Consider the following 19,917-nt stretch of genomic DNA (forward strand, 5'->3'; position numbering starts at 1 on the left):
TCGCGTTCAAGCAGATGTGTGTGATGCGCCGCGCGGGTGGCGCCAAATCGACTTAATTCGCATCGAGCCTGCTGGCGCCGGATCATTACGGAGCTGATTCAATGCCACACGTTCAGGTCGACCGTTCCATGGCCCCTTCGATTCTGCCGGCGGACATTCCCGAACTCAGCGACGATGAATGCCTGGCCTGTCTCGCGCGCGCGGTCGAGACGCCCGATTCCGCACGGCTGGACGAAGTGGCGGCGCTGATCGGCCGTCTTGCGGTCGCGATCGAATAGACCAGCCTCTGTTCCTGATGCGGTGGGTTGCGTAAAGGCCGGGCCTCTGCGCCAACGGTCTTGTTGCGTTTTCGCCGTGCTTGTTCCAAAGATGCCGCCAACTTCCGTCCGCGGCATCGGCCGCATTTCAGGGTCCGCAAATGTCCGGTTTTTCGACCGCGCGCCAAAAAATGGTCGATGGCCAGGTGCGCGCCAGTGACGTCACCGATCGCCGTATTCTCGATGCCATGCTCACGGTTCCGCGCGAGGCCTTCGTGCCCGCGAGCCGCCAGGCACTGGCTTATCTCGACCTCGACCTCGATGTGAGCGAGGGTGGGGCGGCCAAGCGCTTCCTGATCACGGCGGCCCTGACCGCCAAGCTGCTCCAGGCGGCCGAAATCGGCGAGAACGACAATGTGCTCGTCGTCGGCTGCGCCACGGGCTACCTTGCCGCACTGACCGCGAAGCTGACCCGGCAGGTCACCGCGACCGAATGCGATTCGGCCTTGGCCGCCAAGGCCGGAGAGGCCATCTCCGCCCTTGGGCTGGCCAACGTCGCCTGCAAGGCTGCGCCCTGCGCCGATGGGGATACCGCTGCGGCGCCCTACGATGTCATCGTTCTCAACGGCGCGTCCGAGGTGATTCCCGAAAAGCTCCTCGGCCAGCTCAAGGAGGGCGGGCGCCTGGTGGGGGTCTCGGCCGAATCCCAGCCGGCGCGGGCGATGATCGTGACCAGATCGCACGGCGAATTCGGCCATCGGGCCCTGTTTGATGCGGCCGCTCCGGTCCTTCCGGGGCTGGAAAAGGCCGCCGCCTTCGTCTTCTGACGGGCTTAGGCTGTTAAAATCCCATTCTGAATCAGAAGTGTGGCCGGGAAGCTGCACGTGAAGAGTTTCCACCGGGAACTGCCCTCAGGTAGTTCCGTCGCGCGCGGTCGCGTCCTATGTTGCTACGGGGCAACGACTCCACTCGGTAGACGGTAACCCAGCTCGCGGGCACGAGCCGGACGCTAAGATGAACGGAATTTCAGGGATGTTTGGGGTGAAGCTCTTCACCGGAGCTGCGGTTTCGGTCCTGCTGCTAGCTCTCGCCGGGCCGACGCCCGCGTTGGCGGACACGATCGAGGCTGCGCTGGTACGCGCCTATCAGAATAACCCGCAGCTCAATGCACAGCGCGCCCAGGTGCGCTCGACCGACGAAAACGTGCCGCAGGCGCTGTCGGGCTATCGGCCCAAGGTCAATTTGACCCTCGCCACCGGCTATCAATACCAGGATATCCAGGCGGTGCAGAAGGGTGCCCCGCTCCACAACGACCCCCTGCAGGCCAATAGCGCCAGCCTGACCGTCAACCAGACGCTTTACAACGGCGGTCAGACCGCCAACAGGACGCGCGCGGCGGAGAGCCAGGTCTCGGGATCCCGCGAGGCACTCCGTGTCCTCGAACAGACGGTCCTCCTGCAGGCCGCCACGGCCTATATGGACTATCTGCGCGATGCGGCGACTCTCGAAGTTCAGCGCAGCAACGTGCGCGTGCTCGAACAGACGCTGAAGCAGACGCGCGACCGCTTCAACGTCGGCGAGGTGACGCGAACCGACGTGGCGCAATCCGAAGCGCAGCTTGCCGCCGGCAAGACCCAGGCGCTGACCGCCGAATCAAATCTCACGACGACGCGCGCGAACTTCCGCCGAATCATCGGCAACGAGCCGACCAACCTTGCTCCGGGCTCCCCGGTCGATCGCTTCCTGCCCGCATCGATCGCCTCCGCCGTCAATCTCAGTCTGGTGGAGAACCCCAGCGTCACGGCCTCGATGTACGGCATCGACGTCAACTACCTCCAGGTCAAGATCAACGAGGGCGCGCTGTTGCCCACGGTCACGCTGCAGGCCGGCGTCAGCACGGCTTACCAGCAGACCCTGACGGTTTTCCGAACGAATACCGCGTCCGCGATCGCGACGGCCAGCGTGCCGATTTACCAGGGCGGCGCGGAGTATTCGCTGATCCGTCAATCGAAAGAGAATCTGGCACAGCAGCGCCTGAATCTCGAAACCACCCGGGATCAGACCCGCGCCAACGTCGTGCAGGCCTGGGGACAGCTGGAAGCCGGCAAGGCGCAGGTTCAGTCCGCGCAGGCTCAGGTCACCGCCTCCGAGATCGCGCTGAACGGCGTGCGCGAAGAAGCCAAGGCCGGACAGCGCACCACGCTCGACGTGCTGAACGCGCAGCAGGCCCTGGTCAACGCGCGGGTCGCGCTCGTCACCGCGCAGCACGACCGCGTGGTCGCGTCCTATTCGGTGCTCAACGCGGTCGGCCGGCTCGCACCGCAGGTGCTCGGCCTCAACACCACGGTCTATGATCCCTCCGTTCACTACCAGCAGGTTCGTGACAGCTGGGCAGGCGTGCGCACGCCCGACGGACGCTGATCGCCGCAATCGGGTCGGCCTCGCGAACAACAGGCGAGGCTGACCAGTGGTTTGCTTGCAATCATCAAAATCCCTGACATAGCCTTGCCAGGACGTTGCGGGTCGATTCGCCCGCAGTCGATATCGTACGTGTAACGCGTGAGTACCGGGGGCAGGGGCGCACCGCCGTACGTTGTGCCGCGATCTGGGGACAAGTCAGGCTGTCGCGACGAAAATGTCCGGCCGCTCGTCCGGAACCGGCCAATCCTGTCGAGCTTGGTGTAAAACAACGCATGCGAGGGCGTTGATGATGTGGAGTCGGAGATGACGCAGCCTGCAAAGGTCACAGAACCCTCGATGGAGGAGATTCTGGCCTCGATCCGGCGCATCATTGCCGACGACGAGGCCAAGCCGCCGCCGACCGAAGCCGCCAAACCCGAGAAGGCACCCGCGGCACCGCCGCCGAGGCCGCAGGCGATGAACGACGCTCCACCTTCCAAGGTCGCACCGGCCAAGCCGGCCGCCGAAAAGCCCGCTCCACCGCCAGCCGCGAAACCCGCGCCGCCGCCAGCCGCGCCCGCCGCGGCAGCAGCCCCCAACAGCCAGGACGATATCGATGCCCTGCTGGCCGGTCTGGACGATGCTACGCCGGCGCCGGAAGTCCGCGCCCGGGAACCTGAGCCCGAGCCTGAACCTGAACCCGACGTGCTCGAACTGACCGACGACATGGCAATGGATCCGGCGCCGACACCTCCACCGCCACCGCCGAGCTTCCGCAAGGTCGAGCCCCGGGACGATCTCGAATTCGACGAAGCGCCGCCTCCGCCCCGTCCGGCGCCGTCCTACGCGCCGGTGGACTTCGATACGCCGCCGCTGCCGCCGCAGCAGCCGATCCTCGCCCAGACGACGGTGTCGGCGGTTGAATCCGCCTTCAACTCCCTGGCTCATACCGTCCTCAGCAGCAACGCGCGGACGCTCGAGGACCTGGTCAAGGAAATGCTGCGGCCGATGCTGAAGTCCTGGCTCGACGACAACCTGCCGGGCCTCGTCGAACGCATCGTGAAGGCCGAAATCGAAAGGGTCTCGCGCGGAGGGCGGTAGGGCCGGATCGCTCGGCCCCGATAACGCCCTGCTTTCGTGTTTTATCTGATCCGCTGATCGGGCCGGAAAGCGCTCTTGCCGCTGAGCTTTCCGTTGACTTGCACCCCGCGCGCGGCTTTCTAGCGCCCCATGATCGAGAAAAACTACCAGCCCGCCGATATCGAAGCCCGGATCTCCGTCGTCTGGGAGGATGGCCTTGCCTTCAAGGCCGGCCGGCCCGACCGCCGCGACGCAGCGCCCTTTACCATCGTGATCCCGCCGCCGAACGTGACGGGCTCGCTGCACATGGGCCACGCCCTCAACAACACGCTTCAGGACGTCCTGTGCCGTTTCGAGCGCATGCGCGGCCGCGATGTGCTGTGGCAGCCAGGCACCGACCATGCCGGCATTGCCACCCAGATGGTGGTCGAGCGGCAGTTGATGGAGCGTCAGCAGCCCGGTCGCCGCGAGATGGGACGCGAGAAGTTCCTGGAACGGGTCTGGCAGTGGAAGGCCGAGAGCGGCGACACCATCATCAACCAGCTCAAGCGGCTCGGCGCGTCCTGCGACTGGTCGCGCGAACGCTTCACCATGGACGAAGGCCTGTCCAAGGCCGTCGTCAAGGTGTTCGTCGAACTGCACCGCGATGGCCTGATCTACAAGGACAAGCGGCTGGTGAACTGGGACACCAAGCTGCTCACCGCGATCTCCGATCTCGAGGTGCAGCAGACCGAGGTCAAGGGCAGCCTCTGGTATCTGCGCTACCCGATCGAGGGCAAGACCTTCAGTCCCGAAGATCCCTCGAGCTTCATCGTCGTCGCCACCACGCGCCCCGAGACCATGCTCGGCGACACCGGCGTGGCCGTGCATCCCGATGACGAGCGCTATCAGAAGCTGGTCGGCAAGAACGTGATCCTGCCGCTGGTCGGCCGCAAGATCAGGATCGTCGCCGACGACTATTCCGATCCCGAGAAGGGTTCGGGCGCGGTGAAGATCACCCCGGCGCACGACTTCAACGACTTCGAGGTCGGCAACCGCCACGGCCTGGCCCGGATCAGCGTCATCGACAAGGAAGGCTGTCTCGATCTCCTCGACAACGAGGATTATCTGCGCGACCTGCCCGAAGGCGCCTCGCAATTCGCCGAGGAGTTTCACAGGGTCGACCGCTTCGCGGCGCGCAAGCGCATCGTCGAGCGGCTGGAATCGTTCGGCTTCGTCGAGCGGATCGAGCCTCACACGCACATGGTGCCGCACGGCGACCGCTCCGGCACCGTGATCGAGCCTTACCTGACCGACCAGTGGTACGTCGACGCCAAGACGCTGGCGCGGCCTGCGATCGCGGCCGTGCGCTCGGGCGAGACCAGCTTCGTGCCGAAGAACTGGGAAAAGACCTATTTCGAATGGATGGAGAACATCCAGCCCTGGTGCATCTCGCGCCAGCTCTGGTGGGGCCACCAGATTCCCGCCTGGTACGGGCCTGACGGCAAGGTGTTCGTCGCCGAGACCGAGGAGGAGGCGATCAGCCACGCGCTCGGCTATTACGTCGAGCAGGAAGTGATCACGCCCGAGCAGGGCCGCGAGATGGCGCTCGACCGCAACAAGCGCGAGGGCTTCATCACGCGCGACGAAGACGTGCTCGACACCTGGTTCTCGTCGGCGCTGTGGCCGTTCTCCACGCTCGGCTGGCCGGACGACACGCCGGAGGTGAAGCGCTATTATCCGACCAACGCCTTGGTCACCGGCTTCGACATCATCTTCTTTTGGGTCGCCCGGATGATGATGATGGGCCTGCACTTCATGAAGGAAGTGCCGTTCTCGACGATCTACATCCACGCCCTCGTCCGCGACGAGAAGGGCGCCAAGATGTCGAAGTCGAAGGGCAACGTCATCGATCCCCTCAACCTGATCGACGAATACGGCGCTGACGCGCTGCGCTTCACGCTGGCCGCGATGGCGGCGCAGGGGCGCGACATCAAGCTCGCCACCAGCCGCGTCGAGGGCTACCGCAACTTCGCGACCAAGCTCTGGAACGCCTCGCGCTTCGCGGAGATGAACAACTGCGCCGTGCCCGAGGGTTTCGAGCCGGCGAAGGCCAAGGAGACGCTGAGCCGCTGGATCGCGCATGAGACCGCGCACACCACGCGCGAGGTGACCGAAGCCATCGAGGCGTATCGATTCAACGATGCCGCCGGCGCGATCTACCGCTTCGTCTGGAACGTCTATTGCGACTGGTATCTCGAACTTGCCAAGCCGGTTCTGCTCGGCCCGGACGGTCCAGCCAAGACCGAGACCCGCGCCATGGTCGCCTGGGCGCGCGACGAGATCCTGAAGCTGCTGCATCCCTTCATGCCCTTCATCACCGAAGAGCTGTGGGAGGTGACGGCCAAACGCGAGGGCATGCTGGCGCTGGCGCCATGGCCGCTGAAGCCGGCCGCGCCGACGCCGGAACAGCTTGCGATGCTTGCCGCGGCCGCCGGGCCGACCGATCCGTTCGTCTCGCCGGCGTGGGTGTTGCCGATCTTCGACCATGCCGACTTCACCGATCCCGCGGCGGAGGCCGAGATCGGCTGGGTGATCGACCTCGTCACGCAGATTCGGTCGGTGCGCGCCGAGATGAACATTCCGCCGGCAACCCTGACGGCCCTGGTGCTTGCGGGCGCCTCGGCCGAGACCCGGGAGCGCGTGCCGCGCTGGACCGACGTCATCAAGCGCATGGCGCGGTTGTCCGACATCGCCTTCGCCGATCGCGCCCCCGATGGCGCGGTCCAGCTCCTCGTGCGCGGCGAGGTCGCCGCGCTGCCGCTGAAAGGCGTGATCGATCTTGCCGCCGAGCGCACCCGCCTCGACAAGGAGATCGCCAAGGCGGAGGCCGATATCAAGCGCGCCGAATCCAAGCTGGCCAACGAGAAGTTCGTCGCCAACGCGGCGGAAGAGGTCGTCGAGGAAGAGCGCGAGAAGCGCGAAGCGGCATTGGCGCGCAAGGCCAAGCTGCTCGAGGCGCAGGAACGCCTGAAGCAGGTCTCGTAGTTCTCGCCGTCATTCCGGCTGGTCCGTAGGACCAGACCGGGAATCGCGAGGTTCCGGGTTCACGTTGCGACGTGCTTAGGAGCGACGACTATTTCGGGAACGGCTTGCTCAGGAATTTCGAGCCTCGGACACCATAGCGCCAGGGCAGCTCGACGGCCTTGGTGATGCCGATCCTGATTCCCTTGGCCACATCGACGTCCTCCGTCCGCGCATGCAGCGCGATCGGAGGACGGTCAAGCGGCAGGGCGTTGTGCGCGATGGTGATAGCGAGCGCTTCGGTCAGCTTGCCCGGTCCCGAACACAGCGCATGCAGGTCCTGGAGATGGCGGCGGCGGCGCATCGTGGCGATGCCGTGGGTCGGCTCCAGCGCGCGGATCAGCACGGCGCTGGCCGAGCCTTCCTCCTCGCAGACGAAATTCACACACCAGTGGATGCCGTAGGAGCGGTAGACATAGGCGAAGCCGGGCGGGCCGAACATCACCTGGTTCCGCGGCGTCGGCCCGTTGTAGGAGTGCGCCGCCGGTTCGGTATGATGATAGGCCTCGACCTCGACGATGAGGCCGCCGACGCCGTCGACCAGCATGGTCGCACCGATCAGGTCGGGCGCGACCTGGTGCACGCTGCGCGCAAAAAAGCCGCGCTTGAGCGGCTTGCCGAGACGGGGTGTGGAGGAGGGCGGCCTGGGCACGGTTCTTGGAGCCATTCGAGATGAGAATCGCCTGAGAGCGGAGCAGGTTATTCCCCATATCTGCCATGTTCCCTGAAGCAGGGCGAGCCGGGTTGCGATGCCCTGCGATACCGATTACGTAGGACCCGAACAGACCGGACATCCCATGGTCGTCATTGTCGACACGATCTCGAACCCGCTGCGCCCGCGTCACCCCGAAAAGGTGAATCGCCCCGATTCCGCTTCGCCGCCGAAGCCGGACTGGATTCGCGTGCGTGCGCCGAACACGCGCGGCTACGCCGACACCCGCAACATCGTGCGCGCCAACGGCCTGCACACGGTGTGCGAGGAGGCGGGCTGCCCGAACATCGGCGAGTGCTGGGACAAGAAGCACGCGACGTTCATGATCATGGGTGACACCTGCACCCGCGCCTGCGCCTTCTGCAACGTCAAGACCGGCCTGCCCAATGCGCTGGATGCGGCCGAACCGGACAACGTCGCCGAGGCCGTCGCCAAGCTCGGGCTTGCGCACGTCGTCATTACGTCGGTCGACCGCGACGACCTTGCCGATGGCGGCGCCGAGCATTTCGCCAGGACCATCCGCGCCATCCGCGCGGCCTGTCCCTCGACCACGATCGAGATCCTGACGCCCGACTTCCTCCGCAAGGAGGGTGCTCTGGAGGTCGTCGTCGCGGCCCGGCCCGACGTCTTCAATCATAATCTCGAGACGGTGCCGTCGCGCTACCTCACGGTGCGGCCCGGGGCGCGCTACTTCCATTCGATCCGGCTGCTGCAGCGGGTCAAGGAGCTCGATTCCACCATCTTCACCAAGTCCGGCATCATGGTCGGCCTCGGCGAAGAGCGCCACGAGGTGCAGCAGGTGATGGACGACCTGCGTTCGGCGGACGTCGACTTCCTGACCATCGGCCAGTATCTCCAGCCGACACGCAAGCATCACGCGGTGATGCGCTACGTGCCGCCGGACGAGTTCTCGTCCTACGAGAAGATCGCCTACACCAAGGGTTTCCTGATGGTGTCGGCGAGCCCGCTCACCCGTTCGTCGCATCATGCCGGCGAGGATTTCGCGAGACTGAAAGCTGCGCGGGCCGCACACGCCCGCTGAACCGCCATGCCCCGATTTTCGAGCAAGCGCCGTGTCAATCACAGCGCATCCGAGATGTTTGATCTGGTCGCCGACGTCGAGCGCTATCCGGAGTTCGTGCCGCTGTGCAGCGCGCTGAAGGTGCGCCAACGGATGGCGAAGCCCGACGGCACCGAGGTGCTGGTCGCCGACATGACGGTGTCGTTCAAGCTGGTGAAGGAGTCCTTCACCAGCCGCGTGACCCTCGACCGCGCCAACCTGAAGATCCTCGTCGAATATCAGCAAGGTCCGTTCAGCAATCTGGAGAACCGCTGGACGTTCGAACCCAAGGAGGAGAGCGTCTGCGACGTCGGCTTCTTCCTGGCCTATGAATTCAAGAGCCGCATGCTGGCGCTGCTGATGGGTTCGATGTTCGACGCCGCATTCGCGCGCTTCTCCATTGCGTTCGAAAAACGGGCCGATGCGATTTACGGGCGGCCGAAGCTGGCGTCGTCATAGACCCGGCGGGCGCATCCGTCCCACATCGCCATTGCAGGCGCGATCGACGACCTTGCCCATCTCCGGATAGTGCGGCGCCTCAACGCGATCGTGAAACATTTCGGCAGGTTTCGCGCGGATTTTAGAGGACGTTGCTGAACCGGCCTGCCGCTCGGGAGTTTTATCCTCGGCGCAGCGCGATCCGCAATCAACCTGCGCTCGGCGAAACCTTGGCAAGTGCAGTTTGTGCCAAACCGCGACATGCTCGCGGAACACCCATTGCCGTGAGAGGCACACCGGCAAAGCTGCATTTGTTGGGGCGCTCAACTAAAGTACGAGTCGGTGGATGGGGGACTATGCGGGACCGGGAGACATGGCACGCTGGAAGCAGTCCTGGAGCGCGGAGGAGCTCAACAAGCTTCGATCGCTCGCGGGCACGAAACCAATCACGATGATCGCGAAGGAACTCGGCCGTACCACGGGCACGGTGCTGGCCAAGTCGATCGAGGAGAAGCTTCCCGTCATGCACGGGACCAAACGGGTGAGACAATGATCGCGCGATCGCGCTGAGATGTGAGCGCCGGTCCACCGGCCATTCGCGTCTGCAGAATGGGATCATTTTCCGCGCCGAAGCGTTTTCGACCGATTGTGCCCGGTTGGAGACGCCATGACGATCAATTTCGACACGTTGAAGGCTTCGCTCGTCCTGTACGGGCTGAATGCCATCTATGCCATTTTGCTGCTCGCCGTCGGCTGGTACCTGTCAGGCGCAATGCAGCGCTTCGTCACGCGCGTGCTGAGCGTCGCGCACAAGGTTGATCCGCTCGTCACCTTTTTCGTGTCCAGCGTCACGCGCTATGCCGTGCTGGCGGTGGTCGGAATCGCCGTGCTTCAGCTCTTCGGCATCCAGACCGCCAGCCTCGTGGCCGTGCTGGGCGCGACATCTCTCGCCATTGGCCTGGCATTGCAGGGCACGCTGTCGAATCTCGCGGCCGGCGTGATGCTGCTGCTGTTCCGGCCGTTTCACATCGGCGATGACGTCGAGGTCGGCGGCAAGGCCGGCAAGGTGCGATCGCTCTCCCTGTTCATGACCGAGCTGGTCGCACCCGACAACACGCAGATCCTGCTGCCGAACGGGCAGGTGTGGGGCGCGGCTATCGTCAATCACAGCGCCTATCCCGGTACGGGCGAAGTCAAGGTGACGTTCCCGGTCAGGGCGGGATCGGCCAATACGCTGGCAGATCAGATCCTGAAGGAGTTGCGGGAGGACCCCCGTGTCGACGATCACGCCGCGCCGTCTGTGAATGTATCGAAGGTCATCGCCGCCGATCCGGCGGCGCCCGTCGTGGAATTGACCGTGAGCGCGAAGGTGAAACCATCCGATGCCGATGCGGTCAAGCAGCGGGTGCTCGACCATGCGAGCGCGCTGCTCGCGGCAGCGTAAGCCGTCGCCCGGATGGCGATCTCGCAGGACGTCAGTCCATAGGCAGTGCCCGGCGGATCGCGGAAGCCAGCCCTGCGGCATTGTCCGTAGCGATCCCGTGGCCGGCCTTCGCGATAATCTCAACGTCGATGCCTTCTCGGGGCAGCCGTGTCGCGTCGGAGCTGCTCGCAAGAGACAGCTCGCCGAAGATCATCCTGCGCGGGATCGGCAGTTCGAGAAGCATGGCACGCCACGTCGGATCGCAGCCGGCGACCAGCGATCGCGAGGCGCGATGAACCGCGATGGGCGCGCTGAGCGCCAGCGATGCAGCCCAGGCGATATTGCCGTCGAGCCGGGACGCCCTGATCAGCACCTCGTGTCCCTGCGCCACGTAATCCGCCTCGGACATCGCAGCGATCTTCCGGCTGGACGCTCCACCGCCGGGGTCGAGATTGGACTCTGCCAGAATGAGCGTGCGAACGCAGGGTCCGAGCAGCCTTGCGGCCATGATGGCGACCGCTCCGCCCATGCTGTGACCGAAGAGATCGACACCTCCGGGCGCGATCTCCGTCACGACATCGGCTATCGTCTGCGCATGGTCCGCCACGGTGTAGCTGAAACCGGCGGGCCGGTCGCTGAAGCCCGATCCGAGCAGATCGACCAGCAGCATGCGCCTGCCGGCCAGGGCGGGATCCGCGGCGACCGCCGGATAATCGCAGGACGACGCGCATCCCAGTCCATGAATGAAGACGAGCGGAGAACCGTGCCCGGGGATGTCGTGATAGAGCAGATTGGCTTTTGCCTTCGCCAGCCAAAATGACTTCATCGCTTGCCTTGCCGCGGTTGCCGGACCTCAGGCGCGCGGAGACCGCGGCGTCCTGCGCTTGACCACGTGCCGGCGCGGCGAGCGCGTGACGCGGGGGCGCAGGCGGGTCGCTGCGGCAGCACGGCGCGGCTTGGCCGGAGCTTGCGGGCCGCGGGCAAGGTCCATCAGCATGCGCAGAGCCTCGACCACCGAGCGCTGGCGAACCGCCGTGCGGCCGATCGCGCCAAAGCGGTGCTCGCGGTGGATGATACGGCCGTCGCGCGCGGCGGCGGCGAAGTGCACGAGGCCGACCGGCTTTCCGGGCGTGGCCCCGCCGGGACCGGCGATGCCGGTGATCGCGACGGCGAGGTCGACGCCGGCACGCTCCAGCGCGCCGACCGCCATGGCCGTTGCGGTCTCCTTGCTGACGGCGCCGAAATTCGTGAGCGTGCCGGCTTCGACCCCGAGCATCGCGCGCTTGGCATCGTTGGAGTAGGTGACGAAGCCACGATCGATCACATCGGACGAGCCGGGGATGTCGGTCAGCGCGCCGGCGACGAGGCCGCCGGTGCAGGACTCAGCCGTCGCGATCGTCAGCTTGCGCATCCGGCACAGGTCGAGCAGCGAGCGGGAGAGGGCGCGTGCGTCGCTGCCGCCCATGACCTAGTTGCTCCAGCTCTTTTCGTTGAACGGCAGCCGGACGGTGGCGCTCGCGGTCGCCGCGATGCCTTCCTCGCGGCCGGTGAAGCCGAGCCGCTCGCTCGTCGTCGCCTTCACGGCAACGCGGGAAATGTCGACGCCCGAAATCTCGGCGATGCGTGCGCGCATGGTGTCGCGCAGGGGGCCGATCTTCGGCCGCTCGCAGATCAGCGTGACCTCGAGGTTGGCGACACGGCCGCCGCGCTGTGCGACGCGGTCGATGGCGTATTTCAGGAACTGGTCGGAGGAGGCGCCCTTCCACTTCGCATCGCTCGGCGGGAAGTGCGAGCCGATGTCGCCGTCGGCGAGCGCACCGAGGATGGCGTCGACCAGCGCATGCAGCCCGACGTCGCCGTCGGAGTGGGCCAGGAAGCCCTTGCTGTGCGGCACGCGCACGCCGCAGATCATGACGTGGTCGCCTTCGCCGAAGGCGTGCACGTCATAGCCCGTGCCGGTCCTGATGTCGCCGAGCAGGCTCGCCAGGCGCGCTTCCTCGCGCACGAAATCCTCGGGGGTGGTGAGCTTCATGTTGGCAACATCGCCTTCAAAGGTTGCGACCGTCAATCCCGCCCATTCGGCAATTGCGGCATCGTCGGTGAAATCGCTGCGTCCATCCTTTGCCGCGCGACGATGCGCCTCGAGGATGACGTCGAAGCGAAAGGATTGCGGCGTCTGCGCGATTCGCAATCGCGCCCGGTCCGGCGTGCCCTCGACGTCACCGCTCTCGCCGGTGATCTTGATGGTGTCGGTCACGGGGACGACGGGGATCGCGGCGCCGGTGCGGCTTGCCGCTTCGATCGCGCGCGAGATCACGCCTTCCGAGACGAAGGGGCGCGCGGCATCGTGGATGAGGACGATGTCGGGCTTGTGCCTCGCCAGCGCCTCGAGGCCGGCGAGCACCGAGGCTTGGCGCGTTGCGCCGCCATTGGTCGGCGCCTCGTGCTTCAACCCAGCGACTGCGGCGCTGAACATGGCGCTGTCATCGGGGTTGACCACCGGTTGCACCGCGAACACGTCCGGGTGACGGCTGAACGGCTCCATGGCTCGATAGATCACGGGCTGGCCGCCGATCGAGCGGTATTGCTTCGGCCCGCCTGCGCCGGCGCGCAGGCCGCGACCGGCTGCGACGAGAACAACTGCCGTGCGCACAGATTTCGCCATAGGACTCGAATACTCAGTTGCTGGTGAAGAGTCGGGGAGTGGGGTGATTGCCGGCATGCCTCTAGCACGGCAGGCCCGCAAAAAAAGGGGGTTTCCCCGGATTGTGGGAAACAGCAATTTGCTGCACTGCACTTGAAAGATCTGCAGAACTGTCTAAACTGTAGGCATGACGCTTGACTGCACAAGAATTGTGCGCAAGATAAGTCATGGCAGGCGCGATGAGGCCCTGCCCACCCAACGAGACCCCTGTGACCGGCTCGGCAGTATCAGGCTCTAAGGCGTTGAAAATAGGCGAGATTGACGTCGCGACCCCGGTTTTCCTGGCGCCGATGTCGGGCGTGACCGACTCGCCCGTGCGCCGGCTCGCCGCCGAGCTGGGGGCAGGCCTGGTCGTGTCTGAGATGACCGCCAGCGACGAGCTCGCCAATGGCCACCGGATGTCGCGTTTGCGCTGCGAAGCGACCGGCATCGGTCCGCACGTGGTCCAGCTTGCCGGCTGCGAGGCGCACTGGATGCAGGAAGGCGCCCGGATCGCGGAAGCGGAAGGCGCCGACATCATCGATATCAACATGGGCTGCCCGGCCCGCCATGTCACCGGCGGTCAGTCGGGCTCGGCCCTGATGCGGGATCTCGACCACGCCGAGAGCCTGATCGAAGCGACGATTGCGGCCGTGAAAGTGCCGGTCACGCTCAAGATGCGGCTCGGCTGGGACGACCGCACCCGCAACGCGCCGGAACTGGCGCGCCGCGCCGAAGCTGCCGGCGTCAGGCTCGTGACCGTCCACGGCCGGACCCGATGCCAGTTCTACAAGGGCGAGGCCGATTGGGATGCGATCCGCGCGGTGCGGCAGGCGATCTCCATTCCGCTGGTCGTCAACGGCGACATCACCTCTTACGAAAAGGCGCTCGCGGCGCTGGAGGCCTCCGGCGCCGACGCCGTGATGATCGGCCGCGGCGCGCAGGGCCAGCCCTGGCTGCCCGGCCAGATCGGCCGGCGCCTGATGGGCGGGGCAGAGGAAGCCGTGCCGTCGCTCGAGCTGCAGCTCGCCTATGTCCGCACGCTCTACGAGGGCGTCTGCGCCCTCTACGGCCTGCGCGTCGGTCTGCGGCATGCACGCAAGCACCTCGGCTGGGCGCTCGACGTCGCAGCCGACACGAGCCGCGCGCCGGTGGAAAAACTCAAGGCGTGGCGTCAGACGATCCTCACCTCCGAGGATCCACGCCAGGTCCACCAGTCACTGCAAGATGCCTTTGACGACTTCGCATGGAGCGCTGCTGCATGAGCTCAGCTGCTGACCATCGTCGGCCGATCCCGTCCGACAGCGACGCGATCCTGGATGCGTTGCCCAATCCCGTGCTCATGATCGGGCCGGACGGCAAGATCGTCGCCGCCAACATCGCGACCGAAGCGTTCTTCGAGATCTCGACGCAGTTTCTGAAGCGGCAGTCGCTGAAGGAACTGGTGCCGTTCGGCAGTCCCTTGCTGGCGCTGATCGACCAGGTGCGCTCGTCGAATTCACCGGTCAACGAATACAAGGTCGATCTGGGCACGCCGCGCATGGGCGGCGACCGGCAGGTCGATCTCCACGTCGCCCCGCTCACCGAGCGGCCCGGGCACATCGTGGTGATGCTGCAGGAGCGCACCATCGCCGACAAGATGGACCGGCAGCTCACCCACCGCAGCGCCGCGCGCTCGGTGATCGCGCTGGCGGCGATGCTCGCGCACGAGATCAAGAACCCGCTCTCGGGGATTCGCGGCGCCGCGCAGCTCCTCGAACAGCAGGCCTCGTCAGAGGACCGCATGCTGACGCGGCTGATCTGCGACGAGGCGGACCGCATCGTGACGCTGGTCGACCGCATGGAGGTGTTCGGCGACGAGCGTCCCGTGGTGCGCGGCCCGGTCAACATCCATTCGGTACTCGATCACGTGAAGCGGCTGGCGCAGTCCGGCTTTGCCCGCAACATCCGGTTCATCGAGGACTACGATCCGTCGCTGCCGCCGGTGCTGGCGAACCAGGATCAGCTGATCCAGGTGTTCCTCAATCTGGTGAAGAACGCCGCGGAAGCCCTGATCGACGTGCCCGACGCCGAGATCCAGCTCACCACAGCGTTCCGCCCCGGCGTGCGCCTGTCAGTGCCCGGTCAAAAATCCCGAGTATCCCTGCCGCTCGAATTCTGCGTCAGGGACAACGGACCGGGCGTGCCGGACGATCTTCTGCCCAACCTGTTCGATCCCTTCGTGACCACCAAGCAGACGGGCTCGGGTCTCGGCCTGGCGCTCGTCGCAAAGATCGTCGGGGATCATGGCGGCATCATCGAATGCGAGTCTCAGCCGCGCAAGACCACCTTCCGCGTGCTGATGCCGATGTACTCGACATCGGCCAAACACACCGATCCAAGCAGTCGCGACGGCTCTGCCGGGAAGTCGTCGTCTGCGTCACAGGGGGCAAAATGAGGATTAACGATGCCCGCAGGTAGCATTCTCGTTGCTGATGACGACACCGCCATCCGCACGGTTCTCAATCAGGCACTTTCCCGCGCCGGTTACGAAGTTAGGCTGACCGGCAATGCCGCGACGCTGTGGCGATGGGTGAGTCAGGGCGAGGGCGATCTCGTGATCACCGACGTGGTGATGCCCGACGAGAACGCCTTCGACCTGCTGCCGCGGATCAAGAAGATGCGGCCGAATTTGCCCGTCATCGTCATGAGCGCGCAGAACACCTTCATGACGGCGATCCGCGCCTCCGAGCGCGGGGCCTACGAATATCTGCCGAAGCCCTTCGACCTAAAGGAGCTGATCGCCATCGTCGGCCGCGCGCTCGCCGAGCCGAAGGAGCGGACCTCGACGCCGGACGAGGACGCCGAGATGGAGGCGATCCCGCTGGTCGGCCGCTCGCCGGCGATGCAGGAAATCTACCGGGTGCTCGCGCGCCTGATGCAGACCGATCTCACCGTGATGATCACGGGCGAGTCCGGAACCGGCAAGGAACTGGTCGCGCGCGCGCTGCACGATTACGGCAAGCGTCGCAATGGCCCGTTCGTGGCGGTCAACATGGCGGCGATCCCGCGCGACCTGATCGAATCCGAACTGTTCGGCCATGAGCGCGGCGCGTTCACCGGGGCCAACACCCGCGCCTCCGGCCGGTTCGAGCAGGCGGAGGGGGGCACGCTGTTCCTCGACGAGATCGGCGACATGCCGATGGAGGCGCAGACCCGCTTGCTGCGCGTGCTGCAGCAGGGCGAATACACCACCGTCGGCGGCCGCACGCCGATCAAGACCGACGTGCGCATCGTCGCGGCCTCCAACAAGGATCTGCGCGTCCTGATCCAGCAGGGCCTGTTCCGCGAAGACCTGTTCTTCCGACTCAACGTCGTGCCGCTGCGGCTACCCCCGTTGCGCGAGCGCATCGAGGATCTGCCCGATCTCGTGCGGCACTTCTTCGCGCTCGCCGAGAAGGACGGCCTGCCGCCGAAGAAGCTCGACGCGCTGGCGCTGGAGCGGCTGAAGCAGCACCGCTGGCCCGGCAACGTCCGCGAACTCGAAAACCTGGCGCGCCGGCTGGCGGCACTCTATCCGCAGGACGTGATCACGGCCTCCGTCATCGACGGCGAGCTCGCGCCACCCTCGGTGAGCCCAGGCGCGGCGGTACAGCAAGGCGTCGACAATCTCGGTGGCGCCGTGGAGGCCTATCTGTCCTCGCACTTCCAGGGCTTTCCGAACGGCATGCCGCCGCCGGGCCTCTACCATCGCATTCTCAAGGAGATCGAGGTGCCGCTGCTCACGGCCGCGCTGGCCGCGACCCGCGGCAACCAGATCCGCGCCGCCGACCTGCTCGGCCTCAACCGCAACACGCTGCGGAAGAAGATCCGTGATCTGGACATCCAAGTGTATCGGAGCGGGGGCTAGTCTTTCCGAACGGACGGTGGCTCAGCTCCCCCTACCAAAGCGGAGCTGAGCCTGTCCGGATCGCGCAGGCCGCCTTGGCCGGCACGGTGAGCAGAAGTCGGAAGCGCGCGGATATGTTCCGCCGGAACATAAGAATTGGTCATTCGGCCGCAGACCTCGGTGTCGCACGTCACCTGACCAGCCGGCTCGAGACCGGCATGGCGTTGGCCATGCTTGCCGTAGGGTCCTGGATCACCGGGCCGTTGACCAGCAGATCGGCGGCCACGATCATCAACAGAACCGCCGACACCATGATTGCGAGAAAGAACCTGTCCATGCGGGGTTAAGCCGAACTACCGGACATCCGTTCCGGGAAACCCGCAATCGACCCGGCATCGGCTGTGGATGCGCCGGTGCATCGCGGGGAGCGCGCCGCGGAATTGTCGCAATTCGGCAACATTGTGGTAGGAATGCATCAGTATCCGCCGTCCGCGGACACCCGTTTTCAGCACCTCCATTGCCGGAATGACCAGCGCAGACACCTCGGCCGCAGCTTTTGACACGGCCCCAGCCGAAGAGCCCCGGCGCTGGTCGGCCCGGCGCTGGCTTGCGCCGTTCGCCGTGGCGCTGGCGCTGCTGTCGGCGTTCCTGACCTTCCTGGTCCTGACCGGTCTGACCAAGATCGATCCGACGCCGGAGGTGGTCCGCTCGTTCTATCTTATCAACGCGGGCACGATCCTGCTGCTGGTCGGCATCATCGTCCGCGAGCTGTGGCAGCTCATCCTGGCCCGCCGGCGGGGAAGGGCGGCCGCGCGTCTTCACGTCCAGATCGTCAGCCTGTTCTCCATCGTGGCGGTGCTGCCGGCGGTGCTGGTCGCCGTCGTCGCCAACGTGACGATCGAGCGCGGTCTCGACCGGCTGTTCTCCGGGCCGACCAAGGAAGTGATCCAGAATTCGCTGACGATCGCGCGCGCCTACATGCAGGATCACGCGCAGTTGATCCGCGGCGACATCATCGGCATGGCCAACGACATCGCGCATGCCCGGCCGCTCTACGACCAGGATCGCCGGTCGTTCCGCGAGCTGCTCACGGCCAGCGCCGGTTCCCGCAACTTGCCGGGAGCCATGATCATCGACAAGAACACCAACATCCTGGAATCGGCGGAGACCGGGATGCGGCTGGCCTATTCGCCGCCCGCGCCGGACTTCCTGAGCAACGTCAATGAGTCCGAGCCCGAGATCGCGGTGCTGCCGGATGCGAGCTTCGTCGCGGCGGTGATCCGCCTGCGCGCCTTCAACGATACCTTCCTCTATGTCGCGCGGCCGCTCGATCCGAACGTCGTCAACCAGCTCAAGCAGACCGAGGTCAGCGTCGCCGAATACGCCCAGATCGAGTCGCGCCGTCTCGGCATCCAGGTCGCCTTCGCGCTGATGTTCGCGGTGATCGCGCTGACCATCCTGATGGCGTCGGTACTGATCGGCCTCAACTTCGCCAATTCACTGGTGGCCCCGATCCGGCGGCTGATGAACGCGGCGCATACGGTCTCGACCGGCGACCTGCACGTCAAGGTGCCCGTGCATCAGTCGGAAGGCGACCTGGCCCAGCTGGGCGAGACCTTCAACAAGATGACGCAGGAATTGCGCAGCCAGCGCGACGAGCTCGTCAACGCCAGCGATCTCATCGACAGCCGCCGCCGCTTCATCGAGGCGGTGCTGTCTTCGGCGAGCGCCGGCATCATCGGCGTCGACACGTCCGGCAGCGTCGGCATCCTCAACCGTTCGGCTGAAAAGCTGATCGGACACTCCGAAGCCGAAACACTCGGCCATTCGCTCTCCGACGTGCTGCCCGAACTCGACGAGATGATGAAGACGGCGCGGGAAGGGACCCAGCGTCTGGTGCAGGGCCAGATCACGATCACGCGCGACGCGCAGGAACGTAATCTGTCGGTCCGCGTTAGCGCGGAGAAGACCAGCCAGCCCCACGACAGCTACATCATCACACTCGACGACATCACCGAACTGGTCTCGGCGCAGCGCACCTCGGCCTGGGGCGACGTCGCGCGCCGCATCGCCCACGAGATCAAGAATCCGCTGACGCCGATCCAGCTCTCGGCCGAGCGTATTCGCCGCAAGTTCGGCAAGAGCATCACCGAGGACAAGGACAAGCAGATCTTCGACCAGTGCACCGATACGATCGTCCGCCAGGTCGACGACATCAGGCGCATGGTCGACGAGTTCTCGCGCTTCGCCCGGATGCCGAAGCCGGTGATGGAAGGCGAAGACGTCGCCGACACCGTGCGGCAGGCGGTGTTCCTGATGAAGGTCGCCCATCCCGAAATCGATATCGAGGCCGAGTTCAAGGAAGATCCGCTGCGCGCGCAGTTCGACCGGCGGCTGATTTCGCAGGCGGTCACCAACATCGTCAAGAACGCCACCGAGGCGATCGAGCAGGTCCCTGCGGAGGAGCTCGGCAAGGGCCGCATCGACGTTGTCGTGTCCCGCGAGGGCGAGGACGTGCTGATCGACGTCATCGACAACGGCATCGGGCTTCCCAAGGTCGCGCGTTCCCGGCTGCTCGAGCCGTATGTGACGACGCGCGCCAAGGGCACCGGACTCGGCCTCGCGATCGTCGGCCGTGTTCTGGAAGACCACGGCGGCCGCATCGAATTGAAGGATGCGTCCGATTTCCGCGAAGGTCAGCGCGGCGCCTGGATGCGCATGCGCTTTGCCGTCACGGGGCATCCGGCCAAGGCGGAGGCGTCCGAGCAGGCGCCGGCCGCAGCCAGGGAATCAATCACGGAAGCGGCGGCGGCGGCCGCCGTCGAGAAACAGGAAACAAAAGAGCCGGCCGCCGAAACCAAAGAGCCGGCTGAAAAAGACCAATGATTCAACGAAGATCGAAGCCTCAACAGGCAGCTGACAAGACAGGCGCG

At 65.6% G+C, this 19,917-nt stretch carries 17 protein-coding genes and 1 pseudogene; 13 read left to right on the forward strand and 5 right to left on the reverse strand.

Annotated elements, in window-relative coordinates; translation table 11 throughout:
- The first annotated feature begins 128 nt into the window (after positions 1–128).
- The 5 genes from QM712_RS07970 (at position 129) to QM712_RS07990 (ending at position 6,764) form a co-directional block, all read left to right on the forward strand.
- Positions 129–278, forward strand: coding sequence for a hypothetical protein (locus tag QM712_RS07970; RefSeq protein WP_415022575.1), 150 nt, complete (start codon positions 129–131; stop codon positions 276–278).
- 140 nt (positions 279–418) lie between these two features.
- Complete coding sequence (locus tag QM712_RS07975) at positions 419–1,084, forward strand: protein-L-isoaspartate O-methyltransferase family protein (RefSeq protein ID WP_415022522.1); 666 nt, start codon at positions 419–421, stop codon at positions 1,082–1,084.
- A gap of 205 nt (positions 1,085–1,289) precedes the next feature.
- Positions 1,290–2,678, forward strand: a complete 1,389-nt coding sequence (locus tag QM712_RS07980) for a TolC family outer membrane protein (protein ID WP_415022523.1) — start codon at positions 1,290–1,292, stop codon at positions 2,676–2,678.
- Between the two features lie 303 nt (positions 2,679–2,981).
- The gene (locus tag QM712_RS07985; protein ID WP_415022524.1) at positions 2,982–3,758 is read left to right on the forward strand and encodes a PopZ family protein; all 777 of its coding nucleotides are present in this window, start codon (positions 2,982–2,984) and stop codon (positions 3,756–3,758) included.
- Between the two features lie 129 nt (positions 3,759–3,887).
- Entirely contained in the window at positions 3,888–6,764 is a 2,877-nt protein-coding gene (locus QM712_RS07990) for a valine--tRNA ligase (RefSeq protein ID WP_415022525.1), read from the forward strand.
- An 88-nt stretch (positions 6,765–6,852) separates the two neighbouring features.
- Here the strand turns inward: QM712_RS07990 and QM712_RS07995 are convergent, their stop codons facing one another.
- Positions 6,853–7,467, reverse strand: a complete 615-nt coding sequence (locus QM712_RS07995; RefSeq protein WP_415022526.1) for a DNA-3-methyladenine glycosylase — start codon at positions 7,465–7,467, stop codon at positions 6,853–6,855.
- Positions 7,468–7,597: 130 nt separating this feature from the next.
- Here QM712_RS07995 and lipA point away from each other — a divergent pair, with 130 nt between their 5' ends.
- The 4 genes from lipA (at position 7,598) to QM712_RS08015 (ending at position 10,454) form a co-directional block, all read left to right on the forward strand.
- A complete protein-coding gene (lipA, locus tag QM712_RS08000) occupies positions 7,598–8,554 on the forward strand; it encodes a lipoyl synthase (protein ID WP_415022527.1) in 957 nt (318 codons plus the stop codon).
- A 6-nt stretch (positions 8,555–8,560) separates the two neighbouring features.
- Complete coding sequence (locus QM712_RS08005; protein ID WP_415022528.1) at positions 8,561–9,031, forward strand: type II toxin-antitoxin system RatA family toxin; 471 nt, start codon at positions 8,561–8,563, stop codon at positions 9,029–9,031.
- Positions 9,032–9,383: 352 nt separating this feature from the next.
- Positions 9,384–9,563, forward strand: coding sequence for a hypothetical protein (locus QM712_RS08010; RefSeq protein ID WP_415022529.1), 180 nt, complete (start codon positions 9,384–9,386; stop codon positions 9,561–9,563).
- 114 nt (positions 9,564–9,677) lie between these two features.
- Positions 9,678–10,454 (forward strand): mechanosensitive ion channel family protein, encoded by a 777-nt coding sequence (locus QM712_RS08015; RefSeq protein ID WP_415022530.1) that lies wholly within the window; start codon positions 9,678–9,680, stop codon positions 10,452–10,454.
- 31 nt (positions 10,455–10,485) lie between these two features.
- Here the strand turns inward: QM712_RS08015 and QM712_RS08020 are convergent, their stop codons facing one another.
- Genes QM712_RS08020 through QM712_RS08030 form a run of 3 tightly spaced genes read right to left on the reverse strand, consistent with a single transcriptional unit; the run spans position 10,486 to position 13,098 of the window.
- Positions 10,486–11,259, reverse strand: a complete 774-nt coding sequence (locus QM712_RS08020) for an alpha/beta fold hydrolase (protein ID WP_415022531.1) — start codon at positions 11,257–11,259, stop codon at positions 10,486–10,488.
- A 27-nt stretch (positions 11,260–11,286) separates the two neighbouring features.
- Positions 11,287–11,898 (reverse strand): CinA family protein, encoded by a 612-nt coding sequence (locus QM712_RS08025; RefSeq protein WP_415022532.1) that lies wholly within the window; start codon positions 11,896–11,898, stop codon positions 11,287–11,289.
- 3 nt (positions 11,899–11,901) lie between these two features.
- Positions 11,902–13,098, reverse strand: a complete 1,197-nt coding sequence (locus QM712_RS08030) for a bifunctional 2-C-methyl-D-erythritol 4-phosphate cytidylyltransferase/2-C-methyl-D-erythritol 2,4-cyclodiphosphate synthase (RefSeq protein ID WP_415022533.1) — start codon at positions 13,096–13,098, stop codon at positions 11,902–11,904.
- 281 nt (positions 13,099–13,379) lie between these two features.
- On the opposite strand from QM712_RS08030, the gene dusB reads away from it, so the two are divergent.
- The 3 genes from dusB to ntrC are packed head-to-tail and all read left to right on the forward strand — an operon-like array spanning position 13,380 to position 17,005.
- Positions 13,380–14,381, forward strand: a complete 1,002-nt coding sequence (dusB, locus tag QM712_RS08035; RefSeq protein ID WP_415022570.1) for a tRNA dihydrouridine synthase DusB — start codon at positions 13,380–13,382, stop codon at positions 14,379–14,381.
- Complete coding sequence (locus QM712_RS08040) at positions 14,378–15,553, forward strand: two-component system sensor histidine kinase NtrB (RefSeq protein WP_415022534.1); 1,176 nt, start codon at positions 14,378–14,380, stop codon at positions 15,551–15,553. Before dusB ends, QM712_RS08040 begins: the two co-directional genes overlap by 4 nt.
- Positions 15,554–15,562: 9 nt before the next feature.
- Complete coding sequence (ntrC, locus tag QM712_RS08045) at positions 15,563–17,005, forward strand: nitrogen regulation protein NR(I) (RefSeq protein ID WP_415022535.1); 1,443 nt, start codon at positions 15,563–15,565, stop codon at positions 17,003–17,005.
- Positions 17,006–17,174: 169 nt separating this feature from the next.
- Here the strand turns inward: ntrC and QM712_RS08050 are convergent, their stop codons facing one another.
- Positions 17,175–17,321: a hypothetical protein gene (locus QM712_RS08050; RefSeq protein ID WP_415022536.1), complete on the reverse strand. Its 147-nt coding sequence runs from the start codon at positions 17,319–17,321 to the stop codon at positions 17,175–17,177.
- 188 nt (positions 17,322–17,509) lie between these two features.
- On the opposite strand from QM712_RS08050, the pseudogene QM712_RS08055 reads away from it, so the two are divergent.
- Positions 17,510–19,904 (forward strand): annotated as a pseudogene (locus QM712_RS08055) (ATP-binding protein).
- The last annotated feature ends 13 nt before the right edge of the window (positions 19,905–19,917 follow it).

It is taken from the genome of Bradyrhizobium sp. (assembly GCF_047605465.1).
Lineage (GTDB): Bacteria > Pseudomonadota > Alphaproteobacteria > Rhizobiales > Xanthobacteraceae > Bradyrhizobium.

Excerpts from the sequence above, each read along its gene's own strand:
- QM712_RS08040 (WP_415022534.1), top strand. The coding sequence starts at position 14,378 with ATGAGCTCAGCTGCTGACCATCGTCGGCCGATCCCGTCCGACAGCGAC.
- QM712_RS08010 (WP_415022529.1), top strand. The coding sequence starts at position 9,384 with ATGGCACGCTGGAAGCAGTCCTGGAGCGCGGAGGAGCTCAACAAGCTT.
- QM712_RS08005 (WP_415022528.1), top strand. The coding sequence starts at position 8,561 with ATGCCCCGATTTTCGAGCAAGCGCCGTGTCAATCACAGCGCATCCGAG.
- QM712_RS08020 (WP_415022531.1), bottom strand. The coding sequence starts at position 11,259 with ATGAAGTCATTTTGGCTGGCGAAGGCAAAAGCCAATCTGCTCTATCAC.
- QM712_RS07990 (WP_415022525.1), top strand. The coding sequence starts at position 3,888 with ATGATCGAGAAAAACTACCAGCCCGCCGATATCGAAGCCCGGATCTCC.
- QM712_RS08025 (WP_415022532.1), bottom strand. The coding sequence starts at position 11,898 with ATGGGCGGCAGCGACGCACGCGCCCTCTCCCGCTCGCTGCTCGACCTG.
- QM712_RS07975 (WP_415022522.1), top strand. The coding sequence starts at position 419 with ATGTCCGGTTTTTCGACCGCGCGCCAAAAAATGGTCGATGGCCAGGTG.
- ntrC (WP_415022535.1), top strand. The coding sequence starts at position 15,563 with ATGCCCGCAGGTAGCATTCTCGTTGCTGATGACGACACCGCCATCCGC.
- QM712_RS07995 (WP_415022526.1), bottom strand. The coding sequence starts at position 7,467 with ATGGCTCCAAGAACCGTGCCCAGGCCGCCCTCCTCCACACCCCGTCTC.
- QM712_RS08030 (WP_415022533.1), bottom strand. The coding sequence starts at position 13,098 with ATGGCGAAATCTGTGCGCACGGCAGTTGTTCTCGTCGCAGCCGGTCGC.
- QM712_RS08050 (WP_415022536.1), bottom strand. The coding sequence starts at position 17,321 with ATGGACAGGTTCTTTCTCGCAATCATGGTGTCGGCGGTTCTGTTGATG.
- QM712_RS08015 (WP_415022530.1), top strand. The coding sequence starts at position 9,678 with ATGACGATCAATTTCGACACGTTGAAGGCTTCGCTCGTCCTGTACGGG.
- lipA (WP_415022527.1), top strand. The coding sequence starts at position 7,598 with ATGGTCGTCATTGTCGACACGATCTCGAACCCGCTGCGCCCGCGTCAC.
- QM712_RS07985 (WP_415022524.1), top strand. The coding sequence starts at position 2,982 with ATGACGCAGCCTGCAAAGGTCACAGAACCCTCGATGGAGGAGATTCTG.
- QM712_RS07970 (WP_415022575.1), top strand. The coding sequence starts at position 129 with ATGGCCCCTTCGATTCTGCCGGCGGACATTCCCGAACTCAGCGACGAT.
- QM712_RS07980 (WP_415022523.1), top strand. The coding sequence starts at position 1,290 with ATGTTTGGGGTGAAGCTCTTCACCGGAGCTGCGGTTTCGGTCCTGCTG.